Annotated in this window: 16 protein-coding genes; 10 read left to right on the plus strand and 6 right to left on the minus strand. The window is 71.4% G+C overall.

Translation table 11 applies throughout. From position 1 onward, the window contains the following. From QM591_RS14830 to QM591_RS14840, 3 genes are all read left to right on the plus strand, one after another. Nucleotides 1–1,019: FecCD family ABC transporter permease (locus QM591_RS14830; protein ID WP_415133425.1), on the plus strand; the 1,019-nt coding region annotated here is incomplete at its 5' end. Further along, nucleotides 1,016–2,050, plus strand: coding sequence for a FecCD family ABC transporter permease (locus QM591_RS14835; protein ID WP_415133427.1), 1,035 nt, complete (start codon nucleotides 1,016–1,018; stop codon nucleotides 2,048–2,050). The genes QM591_RS14830 and QM591_RS14835, both read left to right, overlap by 4 nt. Then, nucleotides 2,047–2,838, plus strand: coding sequence for an ABC transporter ATP-binding protein (locus QM591_RS14840; protein ID WP_415133429.1), 792 nt, complete (start codon nucleotides 2,047–2,049; stop codon nucleotides 2,836–2,838). The genes QM591_RS14835 and QM591_RS14840 overlap by 4 nt, the downstream gene beginning before the upstream one ends. Before the next feature lie 67 nt (nucleotides 2,839–2,905). On the opposite strand, the gene aztD is transcribed toward QM591_RS14840, so the two are convergent. Together aztD and QM591_RS14850 are read right to left on the minus strand one after the other, a co-directional pair. Beyond that, complete coding sequence (gene aztD / locus QM591_RS14845) at nucleotides 2,906–4,102, minus strand: zinc metallochaperone AztD (protein ID WP_415133431.1); 1,197 nt, start codon at nucleotides 4,100–4,102, stop codon at nucleotides 2,906–2,908. Between the two features lie 86 nt (nucleotides 4,103–4,188). After that, entirely contained in the window at nucleotides 4,189–5,445 is a 1,257-nt protein-coding gene (locus QM591_RS14850; RefSeq protein ID WP_415133433.1) for a hypothetical protein, read from the minus strand. A 134-nt stretch (nucleotides 5,446–5,579) separates the two neighbouring features. Here QM591_RS14850 and QM591_RS14855 point away from each other — a divergent pair, with 134 nt between their 5' ends. The 5 genes from QM591_RS14855 to pgi all read left to right on the plus strand — a co-directional run bounded on the left by QM591_RS14855 (nucleotide 5,580) and on the right by pgi (nucleotide 11,361). Continuing rightward, nucleotides 5,580–6,839, plus strand: a complete 1,260-nt coding sequence (locus QM591_RS14855; RefSeq protein ID WP_415133435.1) for a histidine kinase — start codon at nucleotides 5,580–5,582, stop codon at nucleotides 6,837–6,839. Continuing rightward, nucleotides 6,827–7,501 carry a LuxR C-terminal-related transcriptional regulator gene (locus tag QM591_RS14860; protein WP_415133437.1) on the plus strand — a complete coding sequence of 225 codons (675 nt, stop codon included), beginning with the start codon at nucleotides 6,827–6,829 and terminating at the stop codon, nucleotides 7,499–7,501. Before QM591_RS14855 ends, QM591_RS14860 begins: the two co-directional genes overlap by 13 nt. Then, nucleotides 7,498–8,355, plus strand: a complete 858-nt coding sequence (locus QM591_RS14865; protein ID WP_415133439.1) for a hypothetical protein — start codon at nucleotides 7,498–7,500, stop codon at nucleotides 8,353–8,355. The genes QM591_RS14860 and QM591_RS14865 overlap by 4 nt, the downstream gene beginning before the upstream one ends. 73 nt (nucleotides 8,356–8,428) lie before the next feature. Further along, nucleotides 8,429–9,652 (plus strand): MFS transporter, encoded by a 1,224-nt coding sequence (locus QM591_RS14870; RefSeq protein ID WP_415133441.1) that lies wholly within the window; start codon nucleotides 8,429–8,431, stop codon nucleotides 9,650–9,652. A gap of 29 nt (nucleotides 9,653–9,681) precedes the next feature. Further along, the gene (gene pgi, locus QM591_RS14875; protein WP_415133443.1) at nucleotides 9,682–11,361 is read left to right on the plus strand and encodes a glucose-6-phosphate isomerase; all 1,680 of its coding nucleotides are present in this window, start codon (nucleotides 9,682–9,684) and stop codon (nucleotides 11,359–11,361) included. 219 nt (nucleotides 11,362–11,580) lie between these two features. On the opposite strand, the gene QM591_RS14880 is transcribed toward pgi, so the two are convergent. After that, entirely contained in the window at nucleotides 11,581–12,183 is a 603-nt protein-coding gene (locus QM591_RS14880) for a helix-turn-helix domain-containing protein (protein ID WP_415133445.1), read from the minus strand. Between the two features lie 66 nt (nucleotides 12,184–12,249). Between QM591_RS14880 and QM591_RS14885 the strand changes: the two genes are divergently transcribed. After that, complete coding sequence (locus tag QM591_RS14885; RefSeq protein ID WP_415133447.1) at nucleotides 12,250–13,830, plus strand: FAD-dependent oxidoreductase; 1,581 nt, start codon at nucleotides 12,250–12,252, stop codon at nucleotides 13,828–13,830. A gap of 6 nt (nucleotides 13,831–13,836) precedes the next feature. Here QM591_RS14885 and QM591_RS14890 read toward each other — a convergent pair whose 3' ends face one another. Beyond that, nucleotides 13,837–14,475, minus strand: a complete 639-nt coding sequence (locus QM591_RS14890) for a YdeI/OmpD-associated family protein (protein WP_415133449.1) — start codon at nucleotides 14,473–14,475, stop codon at nucleotides 13,837–13,839. Between the two features lie 33 nt (nucleotides 14,476–14,508). Beyond that, complete coding sequence (locus QM591_RS14895) at nucleotides 14,509–15,219, minus strand: NRDE family protein (protein WP_415133451.1); 711 nt, start codon at nucleotides 15,217–15,219, stop codon at nucleotides 14,509–14,511. Between the two features lie 36 nt (nucleotides 15,220–15,255). Between QM591_RS14895 and coaBC the strand changes: the two genes are divergently transcribed. Further along, on the plus strand, nucleotides 15,256–16,473 hold the full coding sequence (gene coaBC / locus QM591_RS14900) for a bifunctional phosphopantothenoylcysteine decarboxylase/phosphopantothenate--cysteine ligase CoaBC (protein WP_415133453.1): 1,218 nt from the start codon (nucleotides 15,256–15,258) through the stop codon (nucleotides 16,471–16,473). A gap of 53 nt (nucleotides 16,474–16,526) precedes the next feature. On the opposite strand, the gene QM591_RS14905 is transcribed toward coaBC, so the two are convergent. Beyond that, the gene (locus tag QM591_RS14905) at nucleotides 16,527–18,644 is read right to left on the minus strand and encodes a glucose PTS transporter subunit IIA (RefSeq protein WP_415133455.1); all 2,118 of its coding nucleotides are present in this window, start codon (nucleotides 18,642–18,644) and stop codon (nucleotides 16,527–16,529) included. Nucleotides 18,645–18,737 lie beyond the last annotated feature (93 nt).

Genomic DNA, 18,737 nt, shown 5'->3' on the forward strand with positions numbered 1-18,737 from the left:
CGCTGGCGGCGATCCTCATGATCGCCGCCAGCGCCCCCCTCGCCCTCGTCACCGGCGCCCCCGCGCTGAGCCTCCCCGACGCGTGGGCCGCGCTCTGGGCAGACTCCGACACGATCGCGCACCTCGCCGTCTCACAGCTCCGCGTGCCGCGGTACCTGCTGGCCCTCGTCGCCGGCGCCGCGCTCGCCGTCGCGGGGGCACTCATGCAGGACGCCCTCCAGAACCCGCTCGCCTCCCCCGACCTCACGGGCGTCCAGGGCGGCACCTCGCTCGTCGTCGCCCTCATCGCCGTGGCGGGGCTGCCCGTCCCGCGCCCGCTCGTGCCGCTCGCGGGACTGTGCGGAGGGCTCGCGGTGGCCCTCGTCGTCGTGGGCGTCGCGCAGAGGATGCGCTCGCGCGGCGCGATCGTCCTTCTCGGCGTGTCCTGCGCCACCGTCCTCCAGGGCATCGTCATCGCCATCATCACGCTCGGCTCCCCCAGCGACGTCGGGCTCTTCTACACGTATCTCCTCGGCAGCCTCGCCAACCGGACGGGAGACCACCTCGCGCTCGCCCTGCCGTGGATCGCGGTCTCCGTGCCCCTGGCCCTCCTCGCCGCGCGACGACTGGACGCCCTCCGGCTCGGCGACGACGTGGCCCACGGTCTGGGTATCGATGTCGCCCGGTCTCGGCGGCTCGTGGTCACACTCGCCTGCCTCCTCTCGGCCGCCGTCGTGTCGGTGTGCGGCCCGATCGGCTTCATCGCCCTGCTGACGCCGCATCTCGTGCGCCGGATGGCGGGGGCCGCGCGATCGACCACCGTGATCGGCCTGTCGGCGCTATGCGGAGCAGCACTCCTGGTCTTCACCGACACGGTCTGTCATTGGCTCGCCTTTCCCCGGGAGATCGCGGTGGGAGCGGTGACCGTCATCATCGGCGGTCCGCTCCTGCTCGTGGCGCTGCGGCTACCCCGGGCGAGAGAGGTCGATCCGGGACGCACGGAACCGGGACGGACCGACGAGGCGAGGAGAGGGGCATGACTCTCTCGACGGCGCGCAGAAGTCGACGGGTCACGTGGGCGGTGCTACTGGCGGCGGTCCCCGTGATCGCGGTGCTCTCCCTGGGCATCGGCACCCATCCGCTCTCGCCGGCCGAGGTCGTCGGGGCCCTCGCGGACCTTCCCGGGCACGAAGCGGCGCGACGCATCGTCGTGGGGCTTCGCCTCCCCCGCGTGCTCATCGCGCTGACCGCGGGCGCCCTGCTCGGTGTCGCGGGCGCCCTGCTGCAGACGACCCTCCGAAATCCCCTCGCCGACCCCGGCCTGCTGGGAGTGAGCGCGGGCGCCGTGCTCGCGATCGTCGGCGCGACGACCATCCTCGGCGTCGACCGGTTGCCCCCGCCGTGGCCTCTCGTGGCGGCCACGGCGGGCGGCATCGCCGCGGGGAGTCTGGTGCTGGGTCTTGGCGGTGGCGCTCGCCGGCCCGTGCAGATGCTCCTCACCGGCGTCGTAGTCTCGGCCGTGCTCTCCGGTATCGTCTCCGTGCTCCTGCTCCTGGACGGAGCCCTCTTCTCGACGGTGCTGCGATGGGTGGTGGGATCGCTCAACGGTCGCGTATGGGAGGACTGGGCGCTCCTGTGGCCCTGGGCCCTCGTCACGCTCTCGCTCGCTCTCGCTCTGCGCAGCGCCGCTGCGGCCCTCTGGCTCGGCCCCGACGCGGCACACGGTGTCGGCCTGCGTGTGAAAGCGGCAGGATCGGCGGTCGTCGTCACCGCCATCCTCCTCACCGCCGGGGCGGTGAACGCCGTCGGCGCGATCGGATTCATCGGCCTGCTGGGGCCGCATCTGGCGCGCCTGCTGGGCGCCGCGCATCCGCGGCTGCTGATCCCGTCGGCCGCCCTCACGGGAGCTCTGCTCCTCGGCGCCGCCGACCTCATCTCGGCCTCCCTCACACACCTCACCGCACTGGCCGACATCCACAATCGCGCCCAGCTGCCCGCCGGCGCAATGACCGCCGTCGTGGGAGGGCCCCTGCTCCTGATCCTGCTCCTGAGAGGAGACCGGTCCCGATGACCTCCCCCCTGCTCGAGATCACCGACGTCACGTCGGCATACGGTCGGCGCACCGTCGTCGACGACGTGTCGGTGCGCGTCCACCCGCGCGAGATCGTGGCGCTCGTCGGCGCCAACGGCAGCGGCAAGTCGTCGCTCCTGCGCACGGCGGCGGGGCTGCTCCCCCCGCTCGCCGGGCGTGTGCTGATCGGGGGCACCGAGGTACGGAGCCTTCCCGCGCGCGAGCGGGCGCGACGGCTCGCACTCCTCCCGCAGAGCCCGTCGACGCCGGAGGGCATCACGGTGCGCGAGCTCGTGGCGCAGGGACGGTTCGCACACCGTTCGGCACTCCGACGTCCGACTGCCGCCGACGCCGCAGCAGTGTCGGACGCCCTGGACCTGACCGGCCTCACGACCCTCGCCGACCGAGCCGCCGAAGCCCTCTCCGGCGGAGAGCGTCAACGCGCCTGGATCGCGATGACCCTCGCGCAGGATGCGCCCTTGATCCTCTTGGACGAGCCGACGACATTTCTCGACCTCGGGCACCAGCTCGAGCTCCTCGAACTGCTCGCCCGGTTGCGCGATCGAGGCATCGGCGTCTTGGTCGTCCTCCACGACCTCGCCCACGCCGGGCGGTTCGCCGACCGGATCGTCGTGCTCGCAGGCGGGCGGATCGTCGCCGACGGCCCTCCCGCTGAGGTGATCACCGTCGATCTCGTCGAGACGCGGTTTGGGGCGACGGGTTCCGTGATCGCCCACGCCGATGGACGCGTCGACTTCCTTGCGACGGCGTCCGCGCGCCGGCGCTGACTCGTCGCACCCGACGAAGGGGACGCCGGGGCAAGCCCCCGGCGTCCCCTTCGAGGAGCCGACCGGATCAGTCGATCGCCACGATCTCGTTGGGCGTGACCGGCAGGGCGGCCTCGGCGATCCGCTCGCCGGTGTGGACGTCGAGGGCGACGATGCGCCGGCGCTCCGCGTCGGTCACGTAGAGCACCTCTCCGGCCACCGCGAGGGCCGGGTGCTCGTCCTGCCACTCGGCGGGACTCTGCCACGGGTCGATCGCCTCGTGGGAAGCGGTCACCTCACCGGTCGCGGGGTCGATGACGTGCACGCGGCCATCGGATCCGAGCAGGAGCGCTTCCCCGTCGTGCCCGCGGGTGACGCCACGCCACGTGTACTCCACGCCGTCCGGAAGATCGACCACCTTCAGCGTCAACGCCTCGGTGTCGACGAGCGCGAGACGGTGCAGCAGGTATCCCTCGGCATCGGGATCGTCCTTGTAGTCCATGACGACGAGGGGGCTCTCCTCCGACACGTAGGCGTTGCCGATGCGGCCGTAAGCGTCGGGAGAGTCGAGCTTGGTGATGGTGCCGTCGCGGTACACGAGCGCGCCGTCTTCGCATCCCACGACGACCGCTTCGCCCTTCGCGGTGCCTTCGCCGTGCACGCTCGGGCATTCGTCGCTCACGGCGATCTCGGCACCTGCGGCGTCGGTCACCCGGATCCCGGTGCGGGCGGACTCGTCGCCGACCGTCGTCAGGAGGGATCCGTCGGTGAGGACGACGGACACGCCGTGGTGCGCCTCGACGCCGGGGATCACCCGAGCTTCCGGGAGCGCACCGTCAACGGCGGCGAGGTCCGCCGTCTCGAAGACCGTCGTGTCGCTCGTCGCATCGTCGTAGAGCACGGTCTTTCCGGCGTGACGGACGACGTGACCGGCCGCCGCGGCCTTGACGACGAGGCCCGTCAGCTCCGGCGTGCGCAGGTCGAGGAGCTGGAAGCCCTGCGAGGTCGTCACGAACGCGTGGCGGTCGTCGCCGGCGGTGTTGAGCCGAACGAACTGCTCCGACGGCTCGTCGGCGAGGACCTCGAGCGTCCTCCCGTCGAGCACGAGGACTCCGCCGGCGTACGCGACGGCGACGCGAGGACCGTCGGCGGCTGCGGCGGAACTCCGCGAGGCCGTCGGCGCAGGACCGCTCGTCCCGGGACCGGCGCAGGCGGTGAGGGCCATCGTCGCGATCGTGACGATGGCCGCGGCGGCTCCTGCGGCCTGGGGCAGGGGTCGTTTCATGGGTTTCCTTTCTGACGGAGAGCCCGGGGGCTCGGATGCGACCCGGCGGGTCGCGAAGCGAGGGAGAAGGAGGAGTTCGGGCGGGGTCAGCGGCCGCTCAGCACCGCTGCGCCGTCGGCCGGCACGGAGTACCGATGTTCGACCCGAGCCGCGGCGGGATCGATCGCAAGCACGCGGCCACCGGCGACCACGTAGGTGGTGTGCTGCTCGGGGAAGAGCGCCACCACCGACCCGGCGCGCGCGAGGAGTACGGCGTCCTCCCCGTCGAGGGCGACCTCGACGGGCACAGGCGATCCGGCCTCGTCGGCGAAGACTCGGACGGCACCGTCGGCGGCCACGGCGACGACGTGTCCGTCCCGATCGTCGACGGCGGTCACCGCGACGAGCGGCGCATCGACGGCGAGGTGCCGCCACTGCCGGTCACGGGTGTCGAGGAGCCGGATTGCGTGCTCCCCGGCGAGCGCCGCGACGGTGGGCCTCCCCTCCCGCCCCGCGAGCGAAGAGGTCGACGCCTGCGATGCTGCGTCACCGGGAAGCGGGATCCGTTCGGCGCGGGCGGGCCGACCGTCCACCGCCAGAAGGGCACCGTCGTGGCACTCGACGACGACACCGACCACCGTGACGATCGGACTCCGGGCGCCGCGGCAGGCCGTCTCCTCGCCGCGGCGGCCGTCCTCGCCGACTTCCCGCAGGGTCGCCGTCTGCCCCGTCGCAGCGGACTCGGCGACCCACGCGCCGTAGGCGAGCGGAACCACGAGCGGCGCATGCGCCTCGGCGCCGATCCGGAAGAGCTCGACGATCTCGCCGTCGGCCAGGGGCGCGGCCTTCACGAGCACGGCCTCGGACACACCCTCCGCGCCGCCGTCGAAGTGGATGCCGATGCTTCGCTCTCCAGGGACGACGGTAGGCCAGCCGTCGCCGGAGACGTCGCCGACGACGCGCGCCTCACCGCGGTAGTAGTGGACGTGATCGCCGTGATTCCAGGTCCAGGCGCCGCTGTCGACGACCGTGACCGATCCCGGACGGAGCGCGAAGAGGTAGCGCCCGTCGCCCACGACGCGTTCGGCGGGGGCGATCCGAGCGATCTCGGCCGACTCCTCCGAGGCCAGGTCGAGCTGGACGACGGTGCCGTCGGGGGTGAGGCTCGTGATCTGGAGGGCGGGCTCCGCGAGCTCGCGCACGCCGTCGCGCGGTACCGCATCCGATCCGGGCATGGTCGACGAGGACGTCGCCCCCGTCGCCCCCCGATCGCCGACCTCCGGGCCCGGCGCGGCGCATCCGGCGAAGGCAGGGACGACGGTCAGCAGAGCGACAGCGGGCAGGAGGAAGCGGGGGAGACGCACGCGACGACGCTAGCATGAATGAGAATCATTCTCATTAACGCGAGACGCTCCTCCACCGAGTGTCGGGATAACCCGAACTCCTCTCTCGGGGCACCTCGGCCGCGCCGATCCGCCTGTCGCCCTAGCGTGGAGACATGACTTCCGCAGCACTCCCCCGCCGTCGCATGGGCCTCGGGCGTCACCTCGGCGCCCTCGCACAGCTGGCGGCGCTCGGCATCGTCGGCACGATCGTGTTCTCGTTCCTGATCGCGATGATCAGCGCCGGGGTCGGGCTCATCCTGGCGCTCGGGATCGGGCTCCTCTTCCTCGTCGCCTTCGTCTACACCGCGTGGGCCACGGCATGGCTCGAGTTCGAGCGCGTCGAGGGCCTCTACGGCTATGGACTCCCGGCACTCCGACCACGATCGAGCGGGCAACCGGGGTTCGCCGGGTGGCTGCGCACGCTGCTCCAGCAGTTCGCCGACGGCGCGATGTGGCGGGGCATCTCCAGCGCGGCGATCAGTACCGTCCTCGGCCTGTTCGTCCTTCCGCTCGTGGCGTGGGTCGTCGTCTCGGTGGGACTTCTCATCACCCCGGCCACGGGACGCAGCCGATTCCCCTGGGGCGAGGCCGAGCTGACGCCCACGTGGGCGGTGGTGCTGGGCACGCTCGGGATCCTCGCGAGCCTCGCCTTGCTGTTCGGCATCGCGGTGCTGCACGCCACCCTCACGCGAGCGATCCTGGTGCCCTCGCGCGAAGCGCTGCTGGCCGAGCAGGCACGGGCCGCCGGAGAGCAGCGGGCCGGAGCCGTCCGCGCCAGCGAAGTGGAACGCACTCGCCTGGAGCGCGACCTGCACGACGGCGTGCAACCGCGACTCGTATCCGTGGGGATGACGCTGGGCCTGGCCCAACAGAAGATCGACAGCGACCCTGCCGCCGCCAAGGCGCTGATCGACGAGGCCCACACCTCCACCAAGGCCGCGATCACCGAGCTCCGGCAACTGGCCAGAGGGATCCACGCGTCGGTGCTCGACGACCGTGGCCTCGACGCGGCGCTGTCCGCCCTCGCGGCGCGTTCCCCCGTGCCGGTCACCCTCGACGTCCGGCTCGACGGGCGCTGCAGTCGCACCGCCGAAGCCGCGCTCTACTTCTCCATCGCCGAGTCGATCACCAATGCGGCCAAGCACTCGCGTGCCAGCGACTGCCGCGTGACGGTGCGGCGCCGCACCGAGGCCGGCGCGACCTGGCTCTGGGCCCGAGTGGAGGACAACGGTGTCGGAGGCGCGCGAGTCGTCCCGGGCGGGGGCCTCGACGGCATCGTCAACCGCATCGTCGCGGCGGGGGGCACCTCGCGCCTCGACAGCCCGACCGGCGGTCCGACCGCTCTGGAGGTGAGCGTCCCATGCGCATCCTGATCTGCGAAGACTCCACGCTGCTGCGAGAAGGACTCGTCCGCGTGCTGGCCGACGCCGGGCACGACGTGGTCGCCGCCGTCACCGACGCGGAAGGGCTGACCGAGACGGTCGCCGCCACCGGACCGGAGCTCTGCATCCTCGACGTGCGACTCCCGCCGACCTACACCGACGAGGGGATCCGCGCCGCTCTCGACCTGCGCGCCGCCGACCCGCAGCTCCCCGTGCTCGTGCTCAGCCAGTACGTCGAGGAGCGCTACGCGAGCGAGCTCATCACCTCGCACGGCGCCGCCCTCGGCTACCTCCTGAAGGACCGCGTGGCCGATGTCGGCGACTTCCTCGAGTCCGTCGAACGGATCCGGGCCGGCGCCACCGTCCTCGACCCCGAAGTGGTGGCGCAGTTGCTCACCCGACGTGCGCGCGACGAACGGCTCTCCCGCCTCACCGACAGGGAGCGCACCGTCCTCGCCCTGATCGCCGAGGGCAAGAGCAACCAGGCGATCGCACAGACGCTGTTCGTGAGCGAAGCGAGCGTCGAGAAGTACATCACCTCCCTCTTCCAGAAGCTGGGGCTCGAACCCGACGAGCACGGCAACCGACGCGTGCTGGCCGCGCTCGTCCACCTCGAGCACGGCGGCGACACACAGAACGGATCCCTCCGATGAGCACGACCCTCACTCCCCCCGACGCCCCGGCCCACGAGCCGGCACCCGAGGCCACGCCCGCCACCCCGCGGCGAGGATCGTCGCGCGCCGTCTCGATCATCGCGATCTGCGCCGGAGCCGTCCTGATCGCGGGCACCGTCGCGAGCGGGACGATCGGCATCGTGCGCTCCGCCGCCGTGCAGGACGGCACGCTCACCTCGTCGGTCGTGGGTGTCCAGGCAGTGGAGATCAACGCGAGCGCCGCCGAGGTATCGGTCGGCTACGGGGACGTCACCGAGGCGACCCTCCAGGTGCGCAGCCTCTCGGGCGCCGACAGCTGGAAGATCCGCCGCGACGGCGACCGCCTCCTCGTCGACTCCCGCCGCGACTGGTGGGCCGGGTGGGGATGGCTCCAGTCGGGAGACAAGGCCGAGCTCATCCTGCCGCGCTCTCTGGAAGGCACCGACACCCGGGCCGGAGTCAGCGGCGGCACCCTGACGGCCGAGGGGCGCTTCGGCGACCTGGAGCTCACCCTCGACGCCGGCTCCCTCCGCGTCGACGGGTCCGCCCGGAGCGTTCGCACCGAGGTGAGCGCCGGCTCGGCCGACATCGACCTCAGTGGCGTCGACGAGGCCGCCTTCACCGTGAGCGCCGGATCGCTCCGGGGCACCCTCCGCGGAACGCCGCCCTCCACGGTCTCGGTCGAGGTGAACGCCGGCAGGATCGACCTGGCCGTGCCGCGCGGCACCTATGCGCTGCGCAGCGACGTCGCCGCGGGAGACTTCTCCCACGACCTCGCCGTCGACCCGGGCTCTCCCGACCGCATCGATGTCAGCGTCTCGGCCGGCACCGTCCGCATGGTCCCGCTCGACTGACCCGAGGATCTGACTGACCTGACCGGCCCGGTCGCCCGCCCTGTCGCGGCGACCGGGCCGGTAGCGTGGCGGCGTGGGCGATTTCGCGGGACACGGGCCGGGCGATCGCGAGTACCGTCGCCTGCTCGTCGCCCTGTTCTTCGCCGGGGTCGCCACCTTCGCGCAGCTGTACTCGACCCAGGCGGTCCTGCCCTTCATCGCCACGACCTTCGACGTGGCCCCGGCCACCGCAGCCCTCACGGTCTCGGTGACGACGCTAGGGCTTGCCGGATCCGTGATCGGCTGGTCGTTCGTCGCCGACCGCATCGGGCGGGTCCGGGCCATGACCGTCGGAATCCTCGCGGCGACGACGATCGGACTGCTGGCGCCGCTGGCCCCGACCCTCGAGGTCCTCCTGACGGCTCGGCTGCTGGAGGGGGTGGCCCTGGGGGCGGTGCCCGCGATCGCCCTCGCCTACCTCGCCGAGGAGGTCACCCCGGCCCACACGGCCAGCGCGGCCGGGAGCTACATCGCCGGAACCACGATCGGCGGGCTCACCGGCCGCCTCGTCGCCGGGCCCTTCGGCGATCTCGGCGATTGGCACGTCGGGGTCTTCGCGGTCGCGGTGGTCTGCGCCGCCTCCGCAGTGCTCTTCCTCCGGCTCATCCCCGCCGCGCGAGGGTTCGTGCCGGCCCCGCCGTCACGAGGCGCCGGCCGGAACCTCGCGCGACGGCTGGGCATCAATCTCCGCGACCGCGGCCAGATGGCGCTCTACCTGCAGGGGTTTCTCCTCATGGGCGGATTCGTCGCGGTGTACAACTATCTCGGTTTCCGGCTGGTGGCCGAGCCGTTCGCGCTCCCGCTGTGGATCGTCTCGTCACTCTTCCTCGCCTACCTCGCCGGGACCGTCGCCTCGCCGTGGGCGGGTCGCCTCGCGGCGCGATTCGGTCGCCTCCCCGTCCTGCTGACCTCGCTCGGCGTGATGGCGGCGGGAATCGCGACGACGCTGTCGACTCAGCTGTGGCTCGTCGTCGCGGGCCTGCTCGTGCTGACGGCGGGCTTCTTCGCCGCCCACGCCGTCGCGTCGGGGTGGGCGCCGGCGCGGGCACGCCCCGAGGCACGCGCTCAGGCGGCATCCCTCTACTACCTCGGCTACTACGGAGGGTCGAGCCTGTTCGGCTGGGCACTGGGCTTCGCCTACGACCGGCAAGGCTGGGGCGGCGTGGCGCTCGGCGTGCTCGGGATGATCGCCGTGGCTGCGCTGGCCACCGGCTGGCTGCGCGAGCGCCCCGTCATTCACGGCGACGACGGCGCGTGAGTCGTCGGCGGGCGCGCTACCGTGGACCCGTGACCACTCCGATCGATGCCACCACCACCGCCGCCTGGGCCGATCTGTCCGCCCGCCGCGACGCCTTCACCCCCGACCTCCGCGGCTGGTTCGCCGCCGACCCGGGCCGGGTCGAGCGCCTGACGTTCGACCTCGCCGACCTCCGCGTGGACCTGTCCAAGAACCTCGTCGACGACGAGATCCTGGGCTCCCTGATCCGTCTCGCGGAACAGACGGGCGTCGCGGAGCGCTTCGCTGAGATGCTCGCCGGCCGGCACATCAACACCACCGAGGACCGCGCCGTCCTCCACACCGCGCTCCGCCGCCCCGCCGGCACCACCCCCGCCCTCACCGTCGACGGACAGGACGTCGACGGTGACGTCCAGCAGGTACTGGAGGCGATGTCGGCCTTTGCCGACCGCGTGCGCTCGGGAGAGTGGACCGGAGTCACCGGCAAGAAGGTGACGCACGTCGTCAACATCGGCATCGGCGGTTCCGACCTCGGTCCCGTCATGGTCTACGAAGCGCTCCGGCCCTATGCCGACGCTGGCATCCAGGCACGCTTCGTCTCCAACATCGACCCGTTCGACCTCGCGCACAAGACGGCCGACCTCGACCCCGAGACGACGCTGTTCATCGTCGCCTCGAAGACGTTCACGACGCTGGAGACCCTCACCAACGCGCGCCTCGCCCGCGACTGGCTGTGGGCCGGTCTCGAAGCGGCGGGAGCGATCGATGCGTCAGAGGCGCAGCGCACCGACGCCGTGGCCCACCACTTCGCGGCGGTCTCCACGGCACTCGACAAGGTCGCCGCCTTCGGCATCGACACCGCCAACGCCTTCGGCTTCTGGGACTGGGTGGGAGGTCGCTACTCCGTCGACTCGGCGATCGGCCTGTCGCTGGTGATCACGTTCGGGCCCGACGCCTTCCGCGATCTCCTCTCCGGCTTCCGCGCGGTCGACGAGCACGTGGCCCACACACCGCTGGAGCGCAACGTTCCCGTGCTCATGGGGCTCCTCAACGTCTGGTACACCAACTTCCTCGGCGCGCAGTCGCACGCCGTCCTCCCCTACGCCCAGCAGCTCAGCCGCTTCGCCGCCTATCTGCAGCAGCTGACGATGGAGTCCAACGGCAAGTCGGTGCGCTGGGACGGGTCGCCCGTCACCACCGACACCGGCGAGATCTTCTGGGGCGAGCCCGGCACGAACGGCCAGCACGCCTTCTACCAGCTCATCCACCAGGGCACACGCCTGATCCCCGCCGACTTCATCGCGTTCGTGAACCCCGCCTACCCGCTCCAGGACGACGGGCGCGACGTGCACGGCCTGTTCCTCGCGAACTTCCTCGCCCAGACCAAGGCGCTCGCCTTCGGCAAGACGGCCGAGGAGGTCGAGGCGGAGGGCACCACGGGGCCGCTCGTGGCTGCGCGCACCTTCTCCGGCAACCGCCCGACGACCTCGATCTTCGCCCCTGCGCTCACGCCGCGGGTACTGGGCGAGCTCGTCGCGCTCTACGAGCACATCACCTTCACGGAGGGCGTGATCTGGGGCATCAACTCCTTCGACCAGTGGGGCGTGGAGCTCGGCAAGCAGCTCGCCCTGCAGATCGCGCCCGCCATCGAGGGCGATCAGGCCGCGATCGACTCCCAGGATGCCTCGACGCGCGCACTCCTTGCCTACTACCGCGAGCACCGCGGCTAGCTGTACCCGGCCGCGTTGTGGCCCTCCGTGCAGACACACGGGCAGACACAACGGCGGAGATCCTTCCCGACACGCCGGCGCGCGGATGCCATGACCGGCGTGTCGGCAGAAGCATCCGCCGTTGTGGCCGCCGTCGGGGGTCTGTCGAGGCTGCATCCCCGGGCGGCGTCCGCGCCGGGCTGACCGACGGGGCGCGGCGAGTCTGCCGTTCGTGCGGGCTCAGCTCTCGGCTACGCGGGTGTGGATGCGCTCGCCCGTGGCGCTGAAGATGCTGATGAGTTCCGCCGGACCGTCGGCGGTGGCGCTGATGCTGTGGGGCAGCCGCGTGTCGAACTCCGCCGCCTCGCCCCGCTCGAGTACGTGCTCCGCTCCGTCCAGCGCGAGCCGGATGCGCCCACTGAGCACGTAGAGCCACTCGTAGCCGTCGTGAACACGGGGGGCGGGAGCCTCAGCCGCGGGCGTGTAGCGGATCTTGTAGGTCTTCACCGGCGCGTGTTCGAGCGTCAACGGCGCGATGACCATCCCGTCACGACGCTCGACGGCGCGCCGCACCCGTGGATCAGACCTCTCTCCCGGCAACAGGTCATCGATGCGCATCCCGAGGCGCCGGGTCAGCGGTAGCAGCAGTTCGAGCGAGGCCTGCCTCTTTCCCGACTCGAGCCGCGACAGGGTGCTCGCCGACATCCCGGCCGGCTCGGCGAGCTCCTCCAACGTCCATCCGCGCGCCTGCCGTGCAGCGCGCAGCCGCGGACCGATCTGTTCGAGCACATCGCGGTTCCTCACATCGCTCTCCGGAACATCGTGTTCGCGCGGGTTCACCATCTCTGTAGTTTGCCATTTCTGCAAGCTCGTTTGCCAGTCGTTCCTTCGCGGTCGACGCTGGATGCCATGACGAACGAACGCAGCTGGGACGCCGTGGTGATCGGCGGGGGGATAGCGGGCTTGAGCGCGGCGCAGATGCTCGGACGAGCGAGGCGGCGCACGCTCGTGATCGACGGCGGTTCGCCCCGCAACCGCTTCGCCGCGCACATGCACGGCGTGCTCGGTCACGACGGGGTCGACCCGGCCGAACTGCTGCGGCGCGGACGCGAGGAGGTCGCCGCCTACGGCGTGGTCGTGGTGGACGGATCGGTGACCACGGTGATCGACGACGGCGACCGGATGCGGATCATCCGCGACGACGGCACGATCGACCACGCCCGCGCGGTGGTGATCGCCAGTGGCATCCGTGACGTCCTGCCCGAGGTCGAGGGCCTCGCCGCCCTGTGGGGCCGTTCGGTGCTGCACTGCCCTTACTGCCACGGGTGGGAGGTGGCCGAGCGCCGGCTCGGGGTGTTGGCGACCTCGCCGACGAGCATCCATCAGATCGAACTCGTCCGGCAGTGGAGCGACGATGTGACCGCCTTCACCGCGGACGCCGGGCACCTCGACAGCGAGACGATGGCGCGCCTCATCGCACGCGGCATCCGTGTGGTCACCGCGCCCGCCCGCGCTCTGGTGACCGGCGACTCCGGCGCGCTCACCGCCGTGCGGGACGTCAACGGCACCGAGCACCCGCTCGATGCGCTCTTCGTCGCGCCCACTCCCGCCCCCGACCTGGCGTTCGTCGACGGCCTGCACCTGACGCGCGCCGACGGCCCGGGATCACCGCTGGCCGTGGACGCGCTCGGATCGACGAGTCACCCGCGCGTATGGGCAGCCGGCAACACGACAGCGCCGTACGGGAACGTGCCGCTCTCGATGGGGGCCGGCTCGATGGCAGGCGCCGCGGTCAATGCGGCCCTGGTCGCCGAAGACGCCCGCCACGCGGTGGAGTCCCGACGTCACCAGCGCAACGCCCACTGGGAGGAGCGCTACGCGAGCGACGAACGGTTCTGGTCGGGCCGTGTCAACGCGACGTTCGCGGCGGTCGCCCAGACGCTCTCGCCCGGCAGTGCCCTGGACATCGGGTGCGGCGAGGGGGCCGATGCCGTATGGCTCGCCGAACGAGGCTGGCAGGTGACCGCCGTGGACGTGTCGGAGACGGCCGTGGCGCGTGGCCTCGCAGCGGCCGAGGAGCGCGGGCTCACCGATCGGGTGCGGTTCATCGCCGCCGACGCCGGCCACGCGCTTCCGGAGGCGAAGTTCGACCTGGTGGCCTCCAGCTTTCTGCACTCGTGGGAACCGGACTTCCCCCGCATCCCGCTGCTGCGCACGGCGGCCGAGCGCGTCGCGCCCGGTGGCCACCTGCTCGTTCTCTCGCATGCCGCCCCGCCGCCGTGGGCTCGAAAGAACCACGACGACGACACCTCCGCACACGACGGACCACCCCTGCTCGGGCCACGGGAAGAGCTCGACCTGCTGAGGCTCGACGCATCGGAGTGGACGACGATCCTCGCCGAGGTGCGTCCCCGCGCGGCGACGGCGCCGACGGGTGAGAGCGTGACGATCGACGACGGTGTGCTCCTCCTGCAACGGGCGGCGCGATGAGCGGAGTCAGTCCGCGGCGGCAGCAGCAGCGGCCGCCCGGGTGAGCCACGCGGGCGCGGTGCCGTAGCGCTGAGGTGGGATCAGGCGTCCGTCCGCACTGTCGGCAAGGAACGTGGCGAACCGGTCGAGGCGGGTCTGCTCCCGCTTGGCGCTGCGTACCCAGGTGGCCACGATGCGCCGATACGTCGGCGTCGCCTCGCGCCAGAACGCTGATGCACGCCGATCGGCGGCGAGTGCGGCCAGTTCGTCGGCGGTCAGCTCGTCGTCGCGCTCGAACGACGCCTGGGCGGTGCGCTCGGCGGTGCGCCGCTCATAGGCCGCCAGGCCGGCCGGGTGCATCCGCCCCTCGGCGATCAGCCGCTCGACGTGCGCGATGTTGACCGTGCTCCAGTGCGAGCGGGGCTTTCGTGGCGTCCAGCGCTGACGCCGGGCGTGCTCGTCGATGCGCTGACTGACCGAGTCGATCCACCCGAAGCACAGGGCCTCGGGCACCGCCTCCGCCCACGTGAGGCCCTGCCGGGGATCATCCTTCCGGTACAGCCCCATCCACAGCTCTGTCGCCGTGTCGTGATGGCGCTCCAGCCACGCCCGGAACTCGGCCGCATCGGCGAAGAACACGGCCGGACGCTCCTCGGCATCGCTCATCTGCTCAGAGTGCCAGACACCGCCGACACGGTGTCAGTGCAGGTCGAGCCGGTTCCATTCCCCGGGCCGGTCGAGCTCGCCGTAGACGACCTCGGCTCCGGACGCGTCGACCGACGCCGCACACACGAGGAGGGACTGCGTGGGATACCCGTACGGACGGTTGTCCCGGATGATGGCCCGCTCGTCCGTCGGATCGAGGACGGCAGTGCGCTCGAGGGTGTCGAGCCAGTCGCGCCACCACGGATCCGCCCCACCCGGGATGTCGAAGGCGTCGCGCCACGCGACGATCCGAGCCGTCGCCGGGTCGTCGACGTCGTCGTGCGCGATCATGTGCACGCCGGGCGCGAGGTGCTGGGTGCGCAGACGCTCGCCGTCCCACATGGTCACGCGGGTGCCGTCGGCGGCGACCTCGACGAGGTTGAAGCCGTGGACGCGCGGGGCGGCGGGGAGCGCGTCCCCCGCTACCGCTGCGAGCACGACGTGCCCCCGCGAGCCGAGACTGCTCGGGTCCACGTCGGTGAGCTCGGCGCGGTTGAGGATCACCGCCACGCGTCCTCTCGCGGGATCGGCCGCGAGCCACGCACCCCCGGCCCGCGCGTCACGGACGCCGACGACGCCGGGGTGCTCGACCGGCCACCACTGCCCCAACCGATCCCACGCCCGGTGTGGATCCTCGTCCCGCACGGCGAGGAGTCGCGTGGGGGTCTCCGGATCGGCGGGCACGTGGACGATCACGGTGCACATGGGACTGCCTTCCTGCGGCCGTGGGAGGATCGGGTCATGTTCGTTGTCGTGGGGGTCAGCGGCGGCATCGCCGCGTACAAGACGGTCACTCTCGTGCGCGCACTGGTGACCAACGGGCACGAGGTGCACGTTGTTCCCACCGACGACGCGCTGCGGTTCGTGGGGACCGCCACCTGGGAGGCGATCAGCCGCCACCCTGTCACGACTTCCGTCCACGACGACGTCGCCGAGGTCCGCCATGTGGCGCTGGGCACCCGCGCCGACCTCGTGATCGTGGCGCCGGCCACGGCGAACACGCTCGCCAAGATGTCGTCAGGGATCGCCGGCGACCTGCTGGGGGTGACCCTCCTCGCCACGACCGCGCCCGTCCTCGTGGCGCCCGCGATGCACACCGCGATGTGGGAGCACCCCGCCACGCAGCACAACATCGCCACGCTCCGAAGCCGCGGAGTGCAGGTGATCGGACCGGCCGACGGTCCCCTCACCGGAGGCGACAGCGGCCCGGGACGCATGGTGGAGCCGGAGGAGATCGCCGCTGCCGCCGAGGCGTTGCTCGCGCCGCGCCGGGATCTCGCCGGCCGCATCGTGGCGGTATCCACCGGCGGCACGCGGGAACCGCTCGACCCGGTGCGTTTCCTCGGCAATCGGTCCTCCGGAAGGCAGGGCACGCAGGTGGCTCTCGCAGCGGCCGCGCGGGGTGCCCGGGTGCGCCTCGTGGCGGGGCACGTCGACGACGGCGTGCTGACCGAGGCCACCCACCACCCCTCGATCGAGGTCACTCGGGTGAGCACCGCCGCCGAGCTCCACGAGGCGATGCGTGTCGCGAGCGCGGGCGCCGATGCGGTGGTCATGGCCGCTGCGGTCGCCGATTTCCGCCCGCAGACCGTCTCCGACCAGAAGCTGCGGAAGGAGGACGGGGACGGGACGGCCACGCTGTCGTTGGTCGCGAACCCCGACATCCTCCTCGACCTCGTGGCGAACCGGGAGACCGGGCAGCGCATCGCGGGATTCGCGGCCGAGACCGCTGACGACGACGCCGAACTCCTCGAGCGCGGGCGGCGGAAACTCGCCCGGAAGGGCGCGGACCTGCTCGTCGTCAATCGCGTCGACTGGGACCGCGGTTTCGAGTCACCCGACAACGAAGCCGTCCTGCTGACCCCGGACGGCCCCGTCGGAGACGTCCGCGGAACCAAACGCGACGTGGCTGACGCGCTGTGGGACGCCGTGGCGGCGCTGCCGTCCGTCGACCGCTGAACTCGTAGGCCACTGAGCGCGTCGGCGCACACGCCTCGCTTCGCCGCCCCCGATCAGCCCTTCTTCTGCAGATCGAGCAGCGGCGCGCCCGCCGAGACGGTGCCCAGCTCCACGGGGTCGACGGTCTCGAAGGCATCCGCGTTCAGCACGATCACGGGGGTGATGAGCGGATAGCCGGCCTTCTCGATGACGGCGCGGTCGAAGACCACGAGCGGGTCACCGACGTCGACGCGATCGCCATTGGAGACCTTGACGTCGAACCCCTCGCCCTTCAGGTTGACGGTGTCGATCCCCACGTGGATGAGGATCTCGGCGCCGTTGTCCAGCTGCAGACCGAAGGCGTGCCCCGTCGGCTGCGCGGCCACGACCACTCCGGTCCCGGGCGCGCTGACGGTGTCGCCGGTGGGCTCGATCGCGACGCCCGGGCCCATCACTCCGCCCGCGAAGACGGGGTCGGGCACCTCCGAGAGCGCCACCGCGGTGCCCTCCAGGGGCGACATGATCTGGACCAGCGTCAGCTCGGCGACATGCTCGGCCTGCGCCGCCGCGCCCTTCGCCGCAGGTGCGGTAGCGGTCGCGGTGGCGGCCGGAGCAACAGCCACGGCCGATCCGCCCGCCACCTCCGAGACCGATCCGGCGGTCGCGACACCCGCCCTCTGCGCCGCGCCGCCCGACGTGGCGGCGTCGGCGATCGCGCCGGCAGCGACCGCCGGCTCCTTGTCCTTGTAGCCGCCGACGACGATGAGGAACATCGAGACGGCGAAGGCGGCCAGCACGGCAATGGCGTAGAGCCCGATGGGGTCGAAGGCCGGGATCGTCAGGAGCGAGGTGAAGACGAACGCCTTCGTCGTCACGCCGTTCTCGAGCCCGAGGACGAGGCTTCCGACGCCGATGATCAGACCACCGGTGAGGCAGCCGACGAGCATCCGCGGGTAGATGCGCTTGTACCGCAGGTGGATGCCGTAGAGCGACGGCTCGGAGATGCCGCCGAGGAGCCCGGCGGCGAGGGCACCGGTCGCCGTCTGCTTCATCTGCTTGTCCTTCTCGCGCCAGGCCAGCAGCAGCACACCGGCGGTGGCGCCGAAGCACGCGAAGTTCCAGGCTCCCATCGGCCCCTGGATGAAGTCGTAGCCGAGGTTCTGGATGTTCAGGAGCATGATCGCGTTGATCGGCCAGTGCAGCCCCAGCGGCACCATGAACGGATAGGCCAGCGGAATGATGATCGCGAAGATGAAGGGCGAGAAGGAGTTGATCGAGCTCAGCAGGTTCGCCAGCGCCGCACCTGCGTAGACGCCGATGGGACCGAGCAGGAAGGCGGTGAGCGGGATCATGACGAGCATCGAGAGGAACGGCACGAAGATCAGCTGCAGGTTGTCGGGGATGATCCGCTTGAGGCCCTTGTAGAGCGGACCGAGCACAGCCGCCATGAGCAGCGGCGGGAACACCTGCGAGCTGTAGTTGAAGATCGTCAGCGGTATTCCGAAGATCGGGATCGTCGTGATGTCGGATCCGGCGAAGGCCACCTGCTGGGCGCCATCCTGATTCGCGAGGTTCGTGAAGCCGGGGAGCATCACGACCGCCATGATCGCGAAGCCCACCCATGGATCGGCGCCGAGCTTGTTCGCCGCGTTGTAGGCGACCATGAGCGGCAGGAAGACGAACACGCACTGCCACATCAGGTTGACGAACTGCCAGGACGGCGGCAGCTCGGTCCGGGGGTCGGCCCAGTTGCCGATCACGCCGAGGGTCGACATGAGGGCCATGAAGGTGATGAACAGAGAGGCGCCCAGGAGCGCCCCGAGGATCGGACGGAACGAGTCGGAGAGGAACTCGAAGAGCGAGTCGAGCCACGCGACGTTGCCCCGGGGACCGCGCGCACGCTGCGCCGCTTTCACGTCGGCGTCGGACGGCGCCTCGACGTCGGCCATCTGCGGCAGCGCCATGATGTCGTTGTAGACGGTCTGCACGCCACCGCCGATCACGACCTGGAAGCGATCGCCGGCTTGCGGCACGGCGCCCATCACTCCGGGAATGGCCTCCACAGTGGTCTTGTCGACCTTGTCGCCATCGCGCAACTGAAAGCGCAGACGTGTCGCGCAGTGGGTCAGACTCGCGACGTTCTGTGCGCCTCCGACCGCGTCGATGATGTCGGCTGCAGGACTGGATGCCATGTTCTTCGTCCTCTCAGGAATCTTTCAGACGGGACTCTATACCGGCGCCCCCACCCCCGACAGGGGGTTGCGGCCGTAGGTCTGACCACATTC

Origin of the sequence: Microbacterium sp. (genome assembly GCF_047607225.1) — a bacterium.
Classification (GTDB): domain Bacteria; phylum Actinomycetota; class Actinomycetes; order Actinomycetales; family Microbacteriaceae; genus Microbacterium.

Bases quoted from the DNA above. Each gene is read 5' to 3' on its own strand.
- QM591_RS14880 (WP_415133445.1), bottom strand. From the start codon at position 12,183: ATGGTGAACCCGCGCGAACACGATGTTCCGGAGAGCGATGTGAGGAAC.
- QM591_RS14890 (WP_415133449.1), bottom strand. From the start codon at position 14,475: ATGAGCGATGCCGAGGAGCGTCCGGCCGTGTTCTTCGCCGATGCGGCC.
- QM591_RS14865 (WP_415133439.1), top strand. From the start codon at position 7,498: ATGAGCACGACCCTCACTCCCCCCGACGCCCCGGCCCACGAGCCGGCA.
- QM591_RS14885 (WP_415133447.1), top strand. From the start codon at position 12,250: ATGACGAACGAACGCAGCTGGGACGCCGTGGTGATCGGCGGGGGGATA.
- coaBC (WP_415133453.1), top strand. From the start codon at position 15,256: ATGTTCGTTGTCGTGGGGGTCAGCGGCGGCATCGCCGCGTACAAGACG.
- QM591_RS14835 (WP_415133427.1), top strand. From the start codon at position 1,016: ATGACTCTCTCGACGGCGCGCAGAAGTCGACGGGTCACGTGGGCGGTG.
- QM591_RS14860 (WP_415133437.1), top strand. From the start codon at position 6,827: ATGCGCATCCTGATCTGCGAAGACTCCACGCTGCTGCGAGAAGGACTC.
- QM591_RS14855 (WP_415133435.1), top strand. From the start codon at position 5,580: ATGACTTCCGCAGCACTCCCCCGCCGTCGCATGGGCCTCGGGCGTCAC.
- aztD (WP_415133431.1), bottom strand. From the start codon at position 4,102: ATGAAACGACCCCTGCCCCAGGCCGCAGGAGCCGCCGCGGCCATCGTC.
- QM591_RS14895 (WP_415133451.1), bottom strand. From the start codon at position 15,219: ATGTGCACCGTGATCGTCCACGTGCCCGCCGATCCGGAGACCCCCACG.
- QM591_RS14905 (WP_415133455.1), bottom strand. From the start codon at position 18,644: ATGGCATCCAGTCCTGCAGCCGACATCATCGACGCGGTCGGAGGCGCA.
- QM591_RS14840 (WP_415133429.1), top strand. From the start codon at position 2,047: ATGACCTCCCCCCTGCTCGAGATCACCGACGTCACGTCGGCATACGGT.